Origin of the sequence: Limnoglobus roseus (assembly GCF_008254045.1) — a bacterium.
Classification (GTDB): domain Bacteria; phylum Planctomycetota; class Planctomycetia; order Gemmatales; family Gemmataceae; genus Limnoglobus; species Limnoglobus roseus.
The window spans coordinates 5985918-6002601 of sequence record NZ_CP042425.1; the positions used below are offsets into that span (position 1 = coordinate 5985918).

14 protein-coding genes are annotated in these 16684 nt (G+C 62.8%); 8 read left to right on the forward strand and 6 right to left on the reverse strand.

What is annotated here, in order from left to right; genetic code table 11:
• Nucleotides 1–96 precede the first annotated feature (96 nt).
• Nucleotides 97–1476 carry an outer membrane protein assembly factor BamB family protein gene (locus PX52LOC_RS25235; protein WP_149112684.1) on the forward strand — a complete coding sequence of 460 codons (1380 nt, stop codon included), beginning with the start codon at nt 97–99 and terminating at the stop codon, nt 1474–1476.
• 52 nt (nt 1477–1528) lie between these two features.
• Here PX52LOC_RS25235 and PX52LOC_RS25240 read toward each other — a convergent pair whose 3' ends face one another.
• The 5 genes from PX52LOC_RS25240 to PX52LOC_RS25260 form a co-directional block, all read right to left on the reverse strand.
• On the reverse strand, nt 1529–1963 hold the full coding sequence (locus PX52LOC_RS25240) for a hypothetical protein (protein WP_149112685.1): 435 nt from the start codon (nt 1961–1963) through the stop codon (nt 1529–1531).
• 247 nt (nt 1964–2210) lie between these two features.
• Entirely contained in the window at nt 2211–4838 is a 2628-nt protein-coding gene (locus PX52LOC_RS25245; RefSeq protein ID WP_149112686.1) for a LamG domain-containing protein, read from the reverse strand.
• Between the two features lie 190 nt (nt 4839–5028).
• The gene (locus tag PX52LOC_RS25250; protein WP_149112687.1) at nt 5029–7980 is read right to left on the reverse strand and encodes a beta strand repeat-containing protein; all 2952 of its coding nucleotides are present in this window, start codon (nt 7978–7980) and stop codon (nt 5029–5031) included.
• A gap of 218 nt (nt 7981–8198) precedes the next feature.
• Entirely contained in the window at nt 8199–8450 is a 252-nt protein-coding gene (locus tag PX52LOC_RS25255; RefSeq protein WP_149112688.1) for a hypothetical protein, read from the reverse strand.
• A 102-nt stretch (nt 8451–8552) separates the two neighbouring features.
• Nucleotides 8553–9353 carry an acyl-CoA desaturase gene (locus tag PX52LOC_RS25260; RefSeq protein ID WP_246173794.1) on the reverse strand — a complete coding sequence of 267 codons (801 nt, stop codon included), beginning with the start codon at nt 9351–9353 and terminating at the stop codon, nt 8553–8555.
• Between the two features lie 266 nt (nt 9354–9619).
• Here PX52LOC_RS25260 and PX52LOC_RS25265 point away from each other — a divergent pair, with 266 nt between their 5' ends.
• The 3 genes from PX52LOC_RS25265 to PX52LOC_RS25275 all read left to right on the forward strand — a co-directional run bounded on the left by PX52LOC_RS25265 (nt 9620) and on the right by PX52LOC_RS25275 (nt 11244).
• Nucleotides 9620–9802 (forward strand): hypothetical protein, encoded by a 183-nt coding sequence (locus PX52LOC_RS25265; RefSeq protein WP_149112690.1) that lies wholly within the window; start codon nt 9620–9622, stop codon nt 9800–9802.
• A 106-nt stretch (nt 9803–9908) separates the two neighbouring features.
• A complete protein-coding gene (locus PX52LOC_RS25270; protein ID WP_149112691.1) occupies nt 9909–10127 on the forward strand; it encodes a hypothetical protein in 219 nt (72 codons plus the stop codon).
• 316 nt (nt 10128–10443) lie between these two features.
• The gene (locus tag PX52LOC_RS25275) at nt 10444–11244 is read left to right on the forward strand and encodes a PDZ domain-containing protein (protein ID WP_149112692.1); all 801 of its coding nucleotides are present in this window, start codon (nt 10444–10446) and stop codon (nt 11242–11244) included.
• A 79-nt stretch (nt 11245–11323) separates the two neighbouring features.
• On the opposite strand, the gene rpsR is transcribed toward PX52LOC_RS25275, so the two are convergent.
• Nucleotides 11324–11599 (reverse strand): 30S ribosomal protein S18, encoded by a 276-nt coding sequence (rpsR, locus tag PX52LOC_RS25280; protein ID WP_390635553.1) that lies wholly within the window; start codon nt 11597–11599, stop codon nt 11324–11326.
• A gap of 167 nt (nt 11600–11766) precedes the next feature.
• Here rpsR and PX52LOC_RS25285 point away from each other — a divergent pair, with 167 nt between their 5' ends.
• From PX52LOC_RS25285 to aspS, 4 genes are all read left to right on the forward strand, one after another.
• Nucleotides 11767–12258, forward strand: coding sequence for a GNAT family N-acetyltransferase (locus tag PX52LOC_RS25285; protein WP_149112693.1), 492 nt, complete (start codon nt 11767–11769; stop codon nt 12256–12258).
• A gap of 540 nt (nt 12259–12798) precedes the next feature.
• Nucleotides 12799–13374, forward strand: a complete 576-nt coding sequence (locus tag PX52LOC_RS25290; protein WP_149112694.1) for a helix-turn-helix domain-containing protein — start codon at nt 12799–12801, stop codon at nt 13372–13374.
• Between the two features lie 122 nt (nt 13375–13496).
• Complete coding sequence (locus PX52LOC_RS25295) at nt 13497–14558, forward strand: acyltransferase family protein (RefSeq protein ID WP_149112695.1); 1062 nt, start codon at nt 13497–13499, stop codon at nt 14556–14558.
• 81 nt (nt 14559–14639) lie between these two features.
• On the forward strand, nt 14640–16514 hold the full coding sequence (gene aspS / locus PX52LOC_RS25300) for an aspartate--tRNA ligase (protein ID WP_149112696.1): 1875 nt from the start codon (nt 14640–14642) through the stop codon (nt 16512–16514).
• Nucleotides 16515–16684: the final 170 nt, after the last annotated feature.

Consider the following 16684-nt stretch of genomic DNA (forward strand, 5'->3'; position numbering starts at 1 on the left):
GCGCGTACGCCATCAACCATCACTGTAAGATAAACGCGCGTGACCATCAACCGGACGGCCGCGCGGTGGAATCTCGTTTTCGGAAGGAACGGCCCCATGCGCACCGCACTCCTGAGTCTGATTCTGCTGGGTGGGGGCATCGCGCGGGCGGACGATTGGCCACAGTGGCTGGGTCCGAAGCGTGACGGCGTGTGGCGCGAGGACGGCCTCATCGATACCTTCCCGGCGGACGGGCCGAAGAAGCTTTGGGAGAAGCCGGTCGGCATCGGCTACGGCGGGCCGGCGGTGGCGGGCGGGAAGCTGTTCCTCATGGACCGCGTTCTCGGCGACGGCGTGGCGAACCCGACCAACCCGTTCGACCGCCAGAGCAGGGTGGGCGGCAGCGAGCGCGTACTGTGCCTCGACGCCAAGACGGGCGACCAACTCTGGAAGTACGAGTACCCCTGTACCTACCAAATCAGCTACGCGGCCGGGCCGCGCTGCACTCCGACGGTGGACGGCGACAAAGTCTACGCCCTCGGCGCGATGGGCGACCTTACCTGCTTGGACGCGGGGAAGGGTACGCTCGTCTGGAAGAAGAACTTCGTGACCGACTTCGATGCGCGGGTGCCGGTCTGGGGCTTCGCGTGCCATCCGCTGGTGGACGGAGATAACCTTATCTGTGTGGCCGGGGGTTCGGACAACCGCCTCGTCATTGCCTTCGACAAGAACACCGGCAAGGTCAACTGGGCGAAGCAGAGTTGCGAGGGCGATTTCGGCTATTGCCCGCCGGTGATCTACGAGTTCGGCGGCAAGCGGCAGCTGATCGTCTGGCATGCCCGCGCTCTGCTCGGCCTCGACCCGAAGGACGGAACCAAGCTCTGGGGCGTGCCGTGGGATCTGAAGGCATCGCTCAACGTGCCGATGCCGCGCAAGGTCGGCGACGACGGGCTGTTCGTTACGTCCTTTTATCACGGCTCGATGTTCCTCAAAATCACGGACGGCATCGGCAGAGTAGTCTGGAAGAGTGCCGCGAAGGGGGAGATGCCGAACCAGACGCGCGACCTGAGTGCCATCATGTGTACGCCGGTGATCGACGGAGATTACACCTTCGGCGTCTGCAGTCACGGCGAGTTACGCGGACTCGTGACGGCAACCGGCGAGCGGAAGTGGACCACGATGCAGGCGACGAGGGGGAAGCGCACGCCGGCCGCGGTCGCCGAGAACCCGGAGCCGAACACACAGTCCGAGCGCTGGGGGCATGCCTTCATCGTCAAGCAGGCCGACCGATATGTTCTGTTCAACGAGCAGGGCGATTTGATCTTCGCGAAGTTGAGTCCGACCGGCTACGAGGAACTGAGTCGGGCACACTTGATCGACCCGACGAACACCATGGCTCGCGGGCGGAAGGTGGTCTGGATGCACCCCGCGTTCGCGGACAAGTGCGTGTTCGTGCGGAACGACGAGCAGTTGATGTGCTACTCCCTGGCGAAGTAATCGAAGGGCCGGCCGGAGTCGAACTCCGTCGGCCCTTCTGAATTCCGACCGCTTACCGTTCATCTTCGATGGGCGGCTTCCAGTCCGGCCCGCGAACGACGATATACCCGTAGACCGTCTGACCGCCGTAAGACACCGTCACTTCCGTGTACCCCTCGATACAGTCCACGTACAGGGGGGCGACGACCAAGCCGTCCGGTTGGAGGGTCGTCCCCGTCTCGACGTAGTACACGTCCGTGTCGTCCACCGAGAAGGTCGCGTAGGGCGACTTGTTCTCGATGAACGTCCCGTAATTGTCGAACTCATCGACGTATTCCGTCACCCAAATGGCCGACATCCACCCGCCGCCCTCGTGGGCACTCGTCGGGAAGTCGCCGTCCACTTCGACGTAGTCGGACGTCAAGACCAGCGTCTCGCTTAAAACCGTGTAGTTACCGATCGGCTGAGCCGACGCGGTGAGGGCTGAAAGGCCCAGCAAAACCGCCATTGCGCAAACAACTCGGCGAAACATCGTGAAATCCTCTCATCGCAAACAGTGGAAAGCCGTCAGTGGACGTCACTGACTGAGAGCTATATATGCGACAGTCGGTACAATAGTAAAAGTTGTTAATATTTATTAATTAACAAATTAACAATTGTAATTATATTTGTTAAACAAGTTGCAGAGGATGCATATCGGCCGCGGCGGAAATCTCAGTCCGCGGCCACAACGGCAGCTGTTCGGTTGGCATTCATCAGGAGGGTGCGGGTGTTGGCGGGCGGACCGAACCGCGGGTTGTTGCTTCCAGGTAGGCCAACAACGAAACGATCAAACCCATCGGGTAAAGAAAGTGAACGTACTTGAAGTACGACATCGGCAGGCCCGCAAATAGCACGGGAACTTGGGCCAGGACGATTAAGGCGAAGACCGCGGACGACGGCACCCAACGGTTGAGCAGGAGCGCGAGAACAAGGGCCAGCAAACTGAAGCCGCTGTTCCACCAGATGGGTTTTTGCCGTTCGGTCGCTTGAAGGAGCCGCCCAATTCGGGGCTGCAAGTTGGGGAGCAGCGAGGCGTCGCGGAAGCCGTAGCCGTTGATGCCGACGCCGCCACGGATCAGATGGAACTGCGGCCGGAAGTCGAAGGTCGTGTAGAGGGGAGCCCAGATCGCACTCGTGAACATCACCGTGCGGTCGGCCATGAACACGTGCGGGTACTTCAGGCCCAACTGCCGGATGTAGAACCGTGTGAGCCACGCCCGATCCTCCGGTGATTCGAGAGAGCCGATCCGGCAGTCCGGGCGATAGAACAGGTAGTTCGCGTCGAGCGATTGGTACCCGTCGCGGAACGCCTCCAACGGCAGCCCCAGGACGGCCTGCAACCGCGTCTGATCTTCGGGAGACAACGTCCCTTCGATCCCCGCACTCGTGTGTCGCACGAGCGCGGCCAACGGGTTCGTCATCGCCATCCCGTTAAAGAAGTTCGGGTTGACGCGGGTCACGTTCAAGGCGCGGGGCAGCCCGATTTGCACGGCGACGAACGTCAACACCGCCACGGCCGTCAGCGAGAAGAGTTGCCGCCAGCGCAAGAGGCGTAACGCGCCGAAGATCAAGGGGATCGCGAGGAGGCTGAGATTGTTGTTGTACCGGATCGTCGCGAACAGCCCGAGCAGCACCCCAAACGCGAACACGATCTCGCGGGGGTAGGCCCGCACCCCGTGGAGAACCTTGCTCCGGTGCAAGTGGTAGGCGGTCAGTGCCCACACCAGGCACAGAGCCGACGACAGCACATCTTTCTGCGGGTAGCAGTTGTAGACGACCAGGGCGGGTGCGCAACCCAGGCCGACGGCCGCAAGGGCGACCAGATATTTGTTAACCCTGGCGGCACGGGCGTAAGCCAAGGAAGCGGCCAACGCGGCGCCCATCATGGCGGTCTGGAACACCGTCATCACGGCCGGCGAGTCCCAGAGGAGCTTCAGGATTTTCGTGTGGAGGTGATAGACCGTGGGGTGAATGTCGTTCATCATCCCGCCGCTGGCCTCGCTCCAGCATTCGACGGCGTCGTTGTTGAAGAAGCCGGGGAAGAAGGCCGCCAGAACCGCAAACGACGGCCCCGTGCAGAGCAGGAAGTACGTCGCGAAGTGCTGGACCGACGGCGACCAGGCGAGCGGGTTGACCAGGGACCGGGCGTTCCAGGTGTACCCGCGACCGAGGGATACAGCGAACCCCGCGAACAGGCCGGCCAAGACGGCCAGGGTTCCCTGAGCGAGCAGGTGAAACCGATTGCCCCGCGTGGTTTGGCTTCCGGCATCGACCGGGCAGATGGAATCGGCAAGCCGAGGGAGGTCAGCCGCAGACAACGGCTTCTTGCCGACATCGTGTCGTTCGCCGTCGGTCGTGCGGTTCGTCCCGTCCGCCAAAGCGTCCCACCGCTGCCCGCCGTCGGCTTCCGGGGCGGAGTAAAACTGTGTCGCGATCTCGTCTTCGCTCAACTCGCGGTGGTGAACGACGAGCGGCCCCATCGCCCCCGAGAACTGTTCGGCCGCGAGAGCACCCTGGCGGCCCAGGACGAGCGGCCCAGTGGTGTCGAGGACGAGGTCTTGCATCTCCGCCATCGGCGTCGCGTTCAGATACAGGCGCGTCCGCCGGGGGGTGTGCGTGACGGCCACGTGATACCATCGATCGGGCTCGGTCGGGCCAACGGAAATCCCTTGGCACTTTGAGGACAACCGCCAACTGCCGTCGGGCGTCCACCCCAGGAAGAAGGCGTTCGCCTGCGATTGGGGGGTCCAGGTGCTGATGAGTTCCTGAACGCCGTAAGGCTGAGCGGTCCGCCGAAACCAGAGGGACACGGAGAAGGATTCCGAGGCATCGGCGCGCAACGGGTCCGGGAACGCGACGCGGCTGCCCTTGCCGTCGAACTCGGCCGCTTGCAACTGGCGGTCGGCACGCTCGCGGCTCGGCTCTGCCGAGGGCGTGAGGGGGCTTTGCTGCTTCCCCTGCGCAGCCGATACCCGATCGGGCCGTGGTACGGTCTGCCCGACGAAGAACGTCCTCAACCGTACTTGGTGGATTTTGTGGTTGGGCAGCTTCAAGCCGAATGCCTGGCCCGTGCCGTCCGGCACCAGCGGACTCCGCAGCCACTCTTGTTGGTTGAAGCCGCCGCCCGTGTCCCAATTGCAAATCACGTCGCCCTTCGGGATCGGTGCGGACCAACTCGCCACGAGGTCCAGTTCTGCGGTGTGCGGCCGGAATGCGAAGACCAGAGCGAACACCGTAAACGTCACGAAGACCGCCACCCGGACGGCGGACATGGACTGTGAGTGCGGCGCGGCGCGGCCGCCGGTCGGAATCGGCACGGCGAGTTTCGCTAACTCTTTCATGGCGTCTCGGAGAATCGGGATCGAAACGGCAAGGGTGCGCCGCCGCTGGCCCAATGTCTCCAATCGGCATTTCCGGTACAGGCGGTTTAAACGGAATTGCGGCGATCGAATGTGGAAAGTAAGGGAGAAATGCAATCGGGCCGCGAGGGATGACCCTCACGGCCCGGAAGTGATCGAAGAGAACCTTGCGTTACCCGACGAACACACCACCGGTGAACCCGGAAACGGCGTCGAAGTCGAGCCGGGTCGAGGGCGTTCCGCTGGCCGAGATGTTCGCGCCCAAGTACGCCGTGACGCGACTGCCGGCCGAGTTGCCCGACCCGACGACGAGGTCGCCCTTGGCGTCGCCGTCCAAGTTCTTCACCGTCACGCGGATGCCGCCGCGGCTGTTGACGTCACCGCCGAAGAAGTTCGCTAGGGTAGTGTACGTGTTGGTGATCAAGTCTTTGCCGCTCAAGGCCAACACGCGCGGCCCGCCGCCCGGTCCGCCACCGGCGATGAGGTCCGCAAACCCGTCGCCGTTGATGTCCCCGGCCGTCACGAAGATGCCGTTACGGAGTGCTTGCTCGAAGGCGAAGAAGTCGCCGAAAATCTTGGTCGGCGTGCCGGCCAGCGATTTGCCGTCGAAGCCCGCGACGCGCGGCCCGCCGCCGAACCCGGCGGCGACGATCAGGTCGCCGGTCCCGTCCCCGTTCATGTCTGCGATGCTCGACCGGGCGCCGCCGCGGAAGTTGGGGTCGTCGATGCCGAAGAAGCTGATGAGCTTGGGGAACCCAACCGCACCGCTGTACAGGTCGACCCGCGGGCCGCCGCCTTCGTCCGGCGTGATCGCGAGGTCCGGGACGCCGTCGCCCGTCACGTCGCCCACCGACACGTAGACGCCGCCGGTGAAGGCCGCCTCGAACGGGGCCACGGAGAACAACACGGCCTGGGTTGTACCGTCCAGAACGCGCACCTGCGTTGCGGCACCGGGGCCGGTCCCCACCACGAGATCGGCGATGCCGTCCCCGTTGAAGTCGGCGGCCGCCGTCCGGATGCCCCCAGTGAACCCCGCGAACGGCGTCACAGTGTACCGAACGGACTGGTCAGCGTTGTACAGGGTGGCCGTGCCCCGGCCCGTATCCGTCCCGACGGCGAACTGCGGGTAGCCCACGAGCACCGGCTTGACCGTTCCCGGCGGGGGCGGCGGGGGCGGGGGTGGTGGTGGCGGCGGGGGCGGGACGTTCGGCACCGTTGGGCCGACTGTCACGGCCGCACCGACGGCCTGTGCCAAAAGCGGAGCAGCCCCGCTCGTTCCGAACTCGAATGCCCCGATGTCCGGCGTCCCCTGACGGGCCGCGTTGGAGATGTCTACGGCGATCGTACTGCCGGTTGCCCCGTCGATGAGCGGCGAACCGGTGGCAATGCTGTAATTGAAGTTCGGACTGTTCGGCGACTTATATTTCGGGTCCGCCCCGCGGATGGTCGTGTTCAACCCGTTCACGACGCCGAGGGCGTTGGACGGCCCGCCGCCGAGCGGTTCCGAGAACGTGTCACCGTTTGTCGAGACGTTGTTAAACAGGTTTTTGTTCAGGTTGACCGTCGTCCCGCGGAAGAGTGTGATGTCGGACCCCGCCAAGTTGTGGCCGGTCAACGTGCTGTAACTCATGTTCAGGACCGCCTGGGTGACGGCCCCGTCGTTCAACAGCAAGATCGCTTCACCGAAGGACAACTTCGGGTCGAGGGAGTTGTTCGCGATGGTCGTTTGATCGATGGTCGCGTTCACGCCCTGGAGCCAGACGGCGGCGGCCCCCCCAGGGGCCCCCGCCGGGGCGCTCGGCCCGGCCATAACGGAGTTGTTCGCGATGACCGAGTTGCGGATGACCGTGTTGCGGTCGGGTTGGGTGGTGCTCGTCGTGGTGCGGATGGCCCCGCCGCCGGCCGCCCCGAGGGTGCCGATCCCGCCCGTGGGGCTGAGATCGCCTGCCGCGGACAGGTTGTTCAGGAACTTGACGCGGTCGATCGTGGTGTTGCCGCGGTCGGTGTGGATGGCCCCGCCGCCGGACGACCCGTCGTCGCCGACCCCGCCGCGGGCGATGTTGTTGATGAAAATGCCGTCGCGGACGGTCACCGTCGAGATTTCCGCGAAGATGGCCCCGCCGTAGGCGTCGCCCGCGTTGCGGTCGGCGTTGCCGCCAATGGCGACGTTATTGGTGGCGACGATGTTCGTGGCGTCAAACGTACTGTTGATTTGGACCGCGACCGCCCCGCCGGTCGCGTCGGCACTGAACTGGTTGCCCACGGCGCTCGCGACGCCCGGTGCGTTTGGACCGGCCGCGTTCCCTGCGAGAGCCTGGTTGCCGTCGAACACGACACCGTTCGCGGTCACCTTGCTGTTGTCCAGGTGGAGCGCGCCGCCAGGGGCCACCCCGCCGCGTTCGTTCCCAACGCCCCCTTGGGCGAGGTTATTGCGGAAGACGACGTTCGTGAGTTGGACGTTATTCGCGAACCGGATCTCCAGACCGCCGCCCGCCCCGCCACCGCCGAAGTTCGCGGTCGGGTCGGAGGCGATGCCGGTCAACCCGATCGCCTTGTTGTTCTGGAACGTGACGTCTTGGAAGACGATGGGCGTGGTGTCCTGTTGCGACGTGCCCATGTTCACGAACGCACCGCCCCCGAACGAGAACGTCTTGTCCGTCGACGTGCCGACGGTCAGAGGGGTGGCGAGGCCGTTCTGGAAGGTAATGCCTTGAATCGTGCCGCCGGTCGGTTGGTTGATCCCGACGATCTGCAGTCCTCGAACCTGGTTTTGCCCGTCGATGATGACCGGGTTGGCTAGCGGGTTCGAGGCCTTGAAACCGTCGGCCGTGGTGAACCCACCCAGGATGTTGAGCACCTTGTTGAAGATGGTGACGACTTGTTTTGTGGCGAGTTGCTGAATTGGCACGGTGTCTTGCGACGGGTCGTAGGTGTACGTCCCGCCAGCGACGAGGATCGAGTCTCCGCTCCCGGCCACGTTGGCCGCCTTCTGGATGGTGCGGTACGGGGCCAACGCCGTGCCCAAGCCGCTGTTGTCGTCCCCGGACGGTGCGACAGCGAACACGGCACACATGTCACGTTCTTCGAGGCTCTCGACGAGCCATTTCCTGACAGGCGGACGCATAAAGACATCACTCCGTAAAGTTTAGGAGATAGAGTGGCCGGGTACACAGTACGGCGCGGGCTGTAGAAATTCCTCAGAATTCGATAACTTCGGTCGAGGGATTCTTCGGAACGTACCGATTGGGCGAATCTCAGGGGGATGTGCACACCCCAAGGGCCGTCAAGAACTGATAATCTGAAGCTGCGGCTGTCCGTTACAGCGGGCTGAAGGATCGCGTCTCAGGGCCGCAGGAAGCCTTTGTCTCGGAGTTGCAGGGCCAACCGCCGGATTTGCAGGCCGAGCTTGTTGAGCATCCGCTTCGACCCGTGGCAAAGGGGACAATTCACCGAATCACTCAGCGAGAACACCTTCGTGGCGCTGAGGTCGGCGACCGCTTCTTTGGACAGTTCGGCCGATGATTTCGCGTCCTTGCAGCGATCGCACGGTTCGAGCAGGTCGTCGAGCGTGAGTTCGTCGATTTTCCGCGTCATGTCGTGCCTCCCCGTGCCCGGCTCGCGTCGCTTGGATGTTCGGTTTAGGATAAGGCGACGCCGGTGCCAAATGTGATACGGGCGGTTCGGCGTGGTGGCCATTTACTCGTGTTGTTCGTGGTGGAGCGGCGGGATCACGGTCGGGATCGACGCCGATGTCAGGCCGGCCAACACGCGAGCCGAGGGCTGGCGGACGGCCCATACGACCCGCATTCGGCGAAGCATGCGGATGGCAAGGTAACTCAAGTCGAGTTCATACCACGCGAACCCGTGCCGGGCCGAGGTCGGGGCGCGGTGGTGGTTGTTGTGCCACCCGTCCCCCATGGCCAAGTAGCCCAATAGCCAGTTGTTGCGACTCCCTTCGCCGGTGTCGAACCGCTGCCGACCCCACAGGTGGCCGACCGAGTTGACCGCGAACGTAACCTGGAACACGAGGACCGTGCTGAGGCAGTATCCGTAGATGAGGCCGCTCCACCCGTCGATCGTGTAGCATGCCGCGGCAGCGAGGATGCCGGGGATCATCCACAGCCGGTCGAGCCAGACGAGTTCCGGGAACTTCAGCAAATCACGGACGTTGCCGTGGTCCGGGTTCATCAGGTCGCGGGCGAACAGCCAGCCGCAGTGCCCGTACCAGAAACCGTCGACCACGGGCGAGTGGACGTCGCCTGCGGTGTCGGAGTGCATGTGGTGCTCGCGGTGGTGAACGACCCACCAGAGCGGCCCTTTCTGAAGGGCCGTGCAGCCGGCGACGGACATGACGAATTGAAACCACCGCGAGGTTTTGAAGGCGTGGTGCGAGAGGTAGCGGTGGAACCCGACGGTGATGCCGAGGCCACTGATTCGGGTCATCACGAACAGGATTACCAGACTGATCAGCGTGACCGGGACGTAGAACGTTGCCACGAGGGCCAAATGGACTGTAATCAGGGGGGCGAGAGACAAGGCGATGCGCAGAACCCGATACCAAGTCGGCCGAACGCCCTCGACGGCCGATGCGACAACATCCATGATGAAACCAGTGAGGTCAACGACGGGTTCGAGAGGGTATTCCTTACGACTTATGAAGTCAAGACGGCGCTGACCACGACGAGAGTCGGGCGATTTGTGACACTATCGCCGTCCGCGGGTTGTATCATGAACCCGCAGACCTTCGCACAGGATCTCGCGACATGACAACGACGACCAACGACGAGCAACGGCAGGCAATCTTCCGGGCCATCATCGAGGCTCAAGACGCCGGCACACTTGTGGCCCAATCCCGAACGGAAGCGGCCCGCCAGTTCGGCGTCACGGTTGAAGATGTCAAAGCCATCGAACGAGAAGGCATCGAGAAGCAATGGCCGCCGCTCTAGCCGGTGCCATCTCCCGCTGCCGGACCGATCGCCCTCGCGAGAACGCTGCATTTCTGGCCCAATCGACGCGCTACCGTTTCGCTTCTCTTCATCAGGAGTAACGAACATGCCGACTCGACTCGACGCCGGGCAACAGGTCATGGCCATGTTGGAGCGGGGGTGGGTGTGGAAGGACGCCTTCTCGGACATCCTGGTTCACCCAACGGACCACACACTCGCGGTTCAGTTCGACCGGGCGAGTAACGTCCTGCGGCTGTCACCCGCTCTCGTTCAAGCCGTCTCGCTGGTCATCCCAACCCGCGGGGGCAAGAAGCGCCGCTCGTAACGGCTGCACTGTCGCGAACACTTTCTCCTTCTCGCCTCGTCCGCTGGTCCCAGCGGACGACGTTCCTGGCCGTTTCGTTTCTTGCTCAACCCTCATCCGTGACCGGTTTGCCTCCACGCCCGTTTAGACGAGCTTCTGCTGTTGGGTTTGAACGGAAAGTTCAGTCTCAGTGAGTGGAATTCCCCGCAAAATCTAACGGACCGCCCAATCAGGCGGGCGCTTGAGACCGTACAATTTGTTGAGAACTTACGGTTCCTGTCGAAAAATCCTCCGCCCTTTTTGACACCCTCTTCTTCACATCTGGGGATGGACGATCATGCGACTTCTACAGCTTTTCTCCGTGGGAACGGCGTTGGTACTAACGTCGTTACCCGCGATGGCTCAGCATGGCGGCGGTCACGGCGGGGGCGGTCATGCCGGCGGCGGCGGTGCGCATATGGGAGGTGGGGGCGGGCACGTCAGCGGTGGAGCGTATCACAGTGGCGGAGCCTACCACGGCGGAGGAGTCGTCCACCCTAGCTACGGCGGGGGGTATTACGGCGGCTACCGGGGCGGGTACAGTAGTTTCGGGATCGGCATTGGCGGGTTGGGTTTCGGTTACGGCAACTACGGTTACGGCGGTCTCGGCTACGGGTTGGGTGGCTATGGAGGTGGCTACGGGTACGGGGGTGGCCTTGGCGGCTACTACGGTGGTGGATACGGCAGCGGTTATTACAATTCGCCGACTTATTACAGTTCCCCTACCGTTGTAATCCCCCCGACGTATTCGACTCCGAGTACGATCATTGTGCCCAGTACGCCCACGACCGTTCAGTCGTCTGTGACACCGACTCCGGCTCCCTCGGCGGCGACGGAAACGGGGCTACGCATCTCCGACTTGAAGGCCGACGGCACGGCCAAGGCCGCCGGATTGCGACGGGGGGACGTGATCCTTGCCGTGGACGGCAAGCGAACACAAAAGTTCGATGAATTACGGGACTCGCTGAGTGGTGATAAGAAAGAAGTGACCGTGGAATACGTGGATGGGTCGAACGGACAGATCGAGCAGAAGGTCATCAAAGTCGAGGGCACGAAGTTGGGCGTCACGGTGGATGAGATTCCCCTGACGCGATCGTAACCCAAATTGACCATCCGTACCAACGCAAACCGAGTTCCTTGAGGAACTCGGTTTTGCTTTTGGCGGTGTGCAAGCCGACTCAGTCGCCGACGTAGGGCAGGAGCGCCATGAAGCGGGCCCGCTTGATCGCCTTCGACAGGCAGCGTTGTGCGGCTGCGGAAAGACCGGTCCGCTTGCGGGACATGAGCTTGCCCTGGCCCGTCACGAACTTCTTGAGCGTGTTGACATCCTTGTAGTCGATGAACATCGGGCGCGGTTCGTAACCGGCCGGAGCGCCGGACATCGTCCGCTTGTTGCGGTTGCGGACCCGAATGAGACGCTGACCCGAGGCCGAGACTTTAGCTTTACGCGGCATGATTCACTTTCATTGAGTCGTAACTAAACTCTTCATCCGATTGAGAAAATGCTACCGCCTTCGAACCCGTTGGCAAGTGGGGCGGGGATCGGTATTCCAATCTCCAACCGCTGATCCCTGCCGTTAGAGCGTGATTCTTCGCACAAACTGAACAAGAACAGGAACTTATGAACGTGACACTACGGCCCACGCGGCCGGACGATACCGATATTCTCGTGGATTTGGCCGACCGCACGGGCGTGTTCCAACCGCACGAAATCGTGGCCCTCCGCGAAGTTCTCGACGATTACCACGCCGTGAATGAAGGGGAAGGGCATGTTAGTCGCACGTACGTCGTCGCCGACCGCGTCGAGGGGTTCGTTTACTTCGCCCCGGTGGCCATGACGGACAATACGTGGGAGGTGTGGTGGATCGCCGTTGAGAAAGGACAACAGGGCCGTGGGTTCGGAAAGCAAATGCTCGAAGCCACGGAGGAAGACATTCGAGCCCGCAGGGGGCGATTGTTGTTGATCGAAACCAGTTCGCTGCCGCACTATCAACCGACGCGGCAGTTCTACCTCAAGAACGGCTATCGGCTTGCGGCCCAGGTCGCGGACTTCTATCACGACGGCGATGACAAGGTCATCTTTTCGAAGAAACTCACCTCGGCCCCGGCGTGACGCCGGATACCTTTCGCATGCGGCACCATCCACACCCGGGCGGGCATTTGAGTGCGTAGAATGCTGCGGCCCGGCGTCACAACCGGACCAACCGGCACTCCCTGAACGGACATGGGGATGATCTACCATGCGATCCGCACAATTCACTCTGCGTCGCGCCACACCCTGTCGATGGTTCCTAGTAGTTCTGCGGTTAGCCGAGGTCGTACCGGAATGGGTCGGTGCGACGGCCGCAATGCCTGACAGGACAATGGCGGGTTTACCGAGTTCGCCAAACTCACCAACCTGAAGAAGTTCGCAAACCCAGGTTAATCTTCGTGGAGCGCGGCTGCCGATGAAATTCACGCAGTCGCCATCGGTGTGCCAAGCCCCACACGGCACCCCGACTCGGTCGTCCGCTCCGTGACGTTGGGTGAGGTTGTGAACGGATGCCCCCGCCAGGTGACGCGCTTCGCCGCGTAGTCGTCCTGCCCCTCGGGCTTGCCGCTGTGCTGAACAAGCGTGGCTAGCCGTGAGTGCGTTGAAAATGGAGTGCCCCCGATGAAAAAGGTGTTTACCACTGGTCAGGTTGCCAAAATCTGTAAGGTGGCTCCCCGGACGGTGTCCAAGTGGTTCGACAGTGGTCGGCTGAAGGGCTACCGCATCCCCGGTAGCCAGGACCGCCGCATCCCCCGCGAACAGCTCATCCGCTTCCTCAAAGAGCACGGGATGCCCTTGGGGGAACTGGAAGAGGAAGAATGGCACAAGGTGCTGCTCATCGGCACCGAGAAGCTGTTCAACGACCGGATGAAGGAACTGCTGCCGGAAGTCGACGACTTCAAGTACGAACTCGCCCAGAGCGGGTTCGAAGCCGGCACGCTCGCCCAGAGCTTCCACCCGGACACGATCATCATCGACCTCGGCCTCGGCCGCAGCGAGTCGATGCAGATCGCCTCGAACCTTCGCAAGAACGACTCGTACACGACCACGCTCATCATCGGCCTTGCCGGTGAGGACGAAGCTTCCCCCGAGAAGCTCAACGAGTACGGGTTCAACGAAGTCTTCAAGAAGCCGTTCGACGTGGCCCTGCTGTCGGAGCGCATCCGCCGGTTGGCCGAGGCGAAGCGAGAATCGTAAGCCGCCGGTCAGCCCAACTTCCACCGCCGTGGGATGGAGAAGGATCTCCCGTTCCCGGCGGTTGAACATTTCTGCCCTCAAGTTTTGCCCCCTTCGTGACGAAACAGTCGCGGGGGTTCGGCATGCGGTACACCAACCTACAAGCGGGGCGATTTGCCGCGGCGGCGGCGGTCTTGGTGTTTCACGTCGCCGGTCATGGACACGCCCAACTCGGCCTCGAAACCGTCCTGATCGAACCCGTCCCGGCGTACTGGTTCCGCACGTCGATCATCTTCTTCTTCGCCCTGTCCGGCTTCGTTCTCGCCCACGGTCTTCAAACCGCCACCCTCCGCAGGTTCCTGTGGTCGCGGCTTCTCCGCCTGTACCCCGCGTACTGGGTCGCCGCGGGCACCGTGCTGACCGTCCGGGGCTTGGCGGGGAATCAAATCGCCTTCGACAACCGCGGCCTCTGGTACGCATTCACACTCTGGCCAGGGGGACCGAACCGCGCGGCCTACAGTCTCGGCATCGAGTGGACGCTGGTTTACGAGGTCTTTCTCTCGCTCGCGTTGATCCCGTGTGCCGCGCTCGGCCGTCGATGGGGACTCGGGTTAGGGGCAACGATCTGGCTTGCGTGGATCGTCGGGAAGTTGATCGCGACCGGGGGGGCCGATTTTCAGCCGTTCCCCAAGCCCGGCCAGATTTCACTCTCCGCTCTGAATGCCGCGTTTCTCTTGGGGGTACTCGCGTACCTTGTGCGGAACTCCTTGTTGCGGTGCCGGTGGGTGTTGCCCCCGGTGTCGGGTGTGGGGCTTTTCGTCGGTGGAATGTTCGTCGAGTCGGCGGTGGGTTGGTCCCTCTTTTGGCAATCCGTGGGAACGGTAGCCGCCCTTGCATACTTCGTCAGTGGGCGGCAACTCGCAGCCGATAACCTATTCGTCCGCGGCGGGGACTGCTCCTACGGCATTTACCTCGTCCATGTTCCGGTGATGACGGCGTTCTACGCCCTCGTCGGCCCCGGTTCCTGGGCACCGTTCCCCGTTGCGGCCGTGGGTGGCAGCTTGGCCTTCGCCGTCGGCATTCTTTACGGTGCCGCGGAATGGCGGCTCTACCGCAAGCTCAGGGCCGCATTCAAGAAGCCGACTCCGTCTGTTCTTATCACGCCTCCTCTGGCCGAATCTGTCGTGGTTCGACGGGCCGCGTAACGTCCCGAACCCGGCGACCCGCGAACGGTGTCCCTATAATGCCCCCTACCGTTTTGGGGTCATCCGACGAGGACATCTTTCATGGCCGATTGGCAGCGGACACACACTTGTGGCGAACTCCGGGAAACCCACCTGGGGCAGACCGTCACCCTGAACGGGTGGGTGCTCATCACCCGAAACTTCCCGAATCAGGTGTTCGTGGACCTCCGCGACCGTTACGGCCTCACGCAAGTCGTGATCGAGGACGGCGACAAGGCACTCTTTGCCGAAGCCAACCAACTCGGCCGCGAGTACGTGCTGTCCGTCACCGGCGTCGTGCGGAAGCGCATCGCGGGGAAGGAACGGGCCGACATCCCGACCGGACAAGTTGAACTCGAAGCGAAGGCCGTGCGCGTGCTGAACGCCTGCCCGCCGCTGCCGTTCAGCGTGACCGAGTTCCCCGACGAGGAGCCGGCGAACGAGGATTTGCGCCTCCAGTACCGCTACCTCGACCTCCGGCGGCGGTCGATTCAGCAAGTGCTGATGCTCCGCCACCGCGTCTGCAAGATCATCCGCGACTATATGGACACGAACGGCTTTCTCGAAATGGAAACGCCGCTCCTCGGTAAGAGCACGCCGGAAGGCGCACGGGATTACCTCGTGCCGAGCCGCGTGTTCAACGGCGAGTTCTTCGCCCTGCCGCAGTCGCCGCAGTTGTACAAGCAACTGCTCATGATCTCCGGGTACGACAAGTATTTCCAACTCGCGCGATGTCTCCGCGACGAAGACCTGCGGGCCGACCGGCAGCCGGAGTTCACCCAACTCGACGTGGAGATGTCGTTCGTCGAACGCGATGACGTTTTGACGCTGATGGAAGGACTCGCGGCAGACCTGCTCAAACAATGTCTCGGCGTGACGCTCGCACTGCCGCTGCCGCGGCTGTCGTACCAGGACGCGATGCTCCGCTACGGCAGCGACAAGCCGGACAACCGCTTCGGGATGGAGATCATCGACATCGGCGACGTGGCCGGCGAGAGCGAGTTTAAAGTCTTCAAGGACGTACTCGCCGCCGGTGGTGTCGTCCGCGGGCTGAACGCCAAGAACGCGGCCGCCAAGTTCAGCAACTCCGACCTGAAGCCGGGTGGCAAGCTCTCCGCGTTCGTCACGCAGTTCAAGGCGAAGGGCCTCGCGTGGATGAAGTGCGAGGCCGGCAAGCTCACCGGCAGTATCGAGAAGTTCTTCCCCGACGCCGTGAAGGCGAAGCTGATCGAGAAGATGCAGGTCGAGAACGGCGACGTGCTACTCTTCGTCGCCGATAAAGAGTCCGTGGCGTGCGACGCGCTCGGGGCGCTGCGGTCGCACCTGGGATCGGAACTGAAACTGTACAAGAACTGGTGGGACGAGAAGGCCGAGTACGACGCGACCGAAGAGAAGGCCGCGAAGAAAGAGAAGCGAGCGCCGAATCCGTTCGTCGTAAAGCCGGAGCACTTCAAGATGCTCTGGGTGCTGGACTTCCCAATGTTCGCGTTCGACGACGAGGAACGGCGGTGGGTTGCCATCCACCACCCGTTCACCGCCCCGATGGACGAGGACGTGGCGAACCTGGAGTCGAACCCCGGCGCCGTGCGGGCGAAGGCCTACGACATGGTGCTGAACGGCTACGAGGTCGGAGGCGGGTCGATCCGGATTCACCGCCAGGACGTGCAGGCCCAAGTCTTCAAGATGCTCGGCATGCCGCTGGAAGACGCCCAGGCCCGCTTCGGCTTCCTGCTCGACGCGCTCCAGAGCGGGGCACCGCCGCACGGCGGGATCGCGCTGGGTCTGGACCGCTGGTGCATGATCCTGGCCGGCACGACGAACATCCGCGACGTGATCGCCTTCCCGAAGAACCAGAAGGCCCGTGACCTCATGACCGGCGCGCCGGCGGTCGTCGAACCACGGCAGTTGAAGGAACTGGGCGTCGAACTGAAAAAGTAGCAAATCGCGCAAGGCCGCCGACCGGCCCCGCTTTCCCCAAGATCGAAACGTCGAATAAAGCCCGCGAAATCACTGGGAAAGGAGTGCTTTCGCGGGCTTTATTCGACGTTGTTTGAGTGATTGGTGATCGTCGATTAAGAATCACAACGACGGGGATTGGAAATTCACTG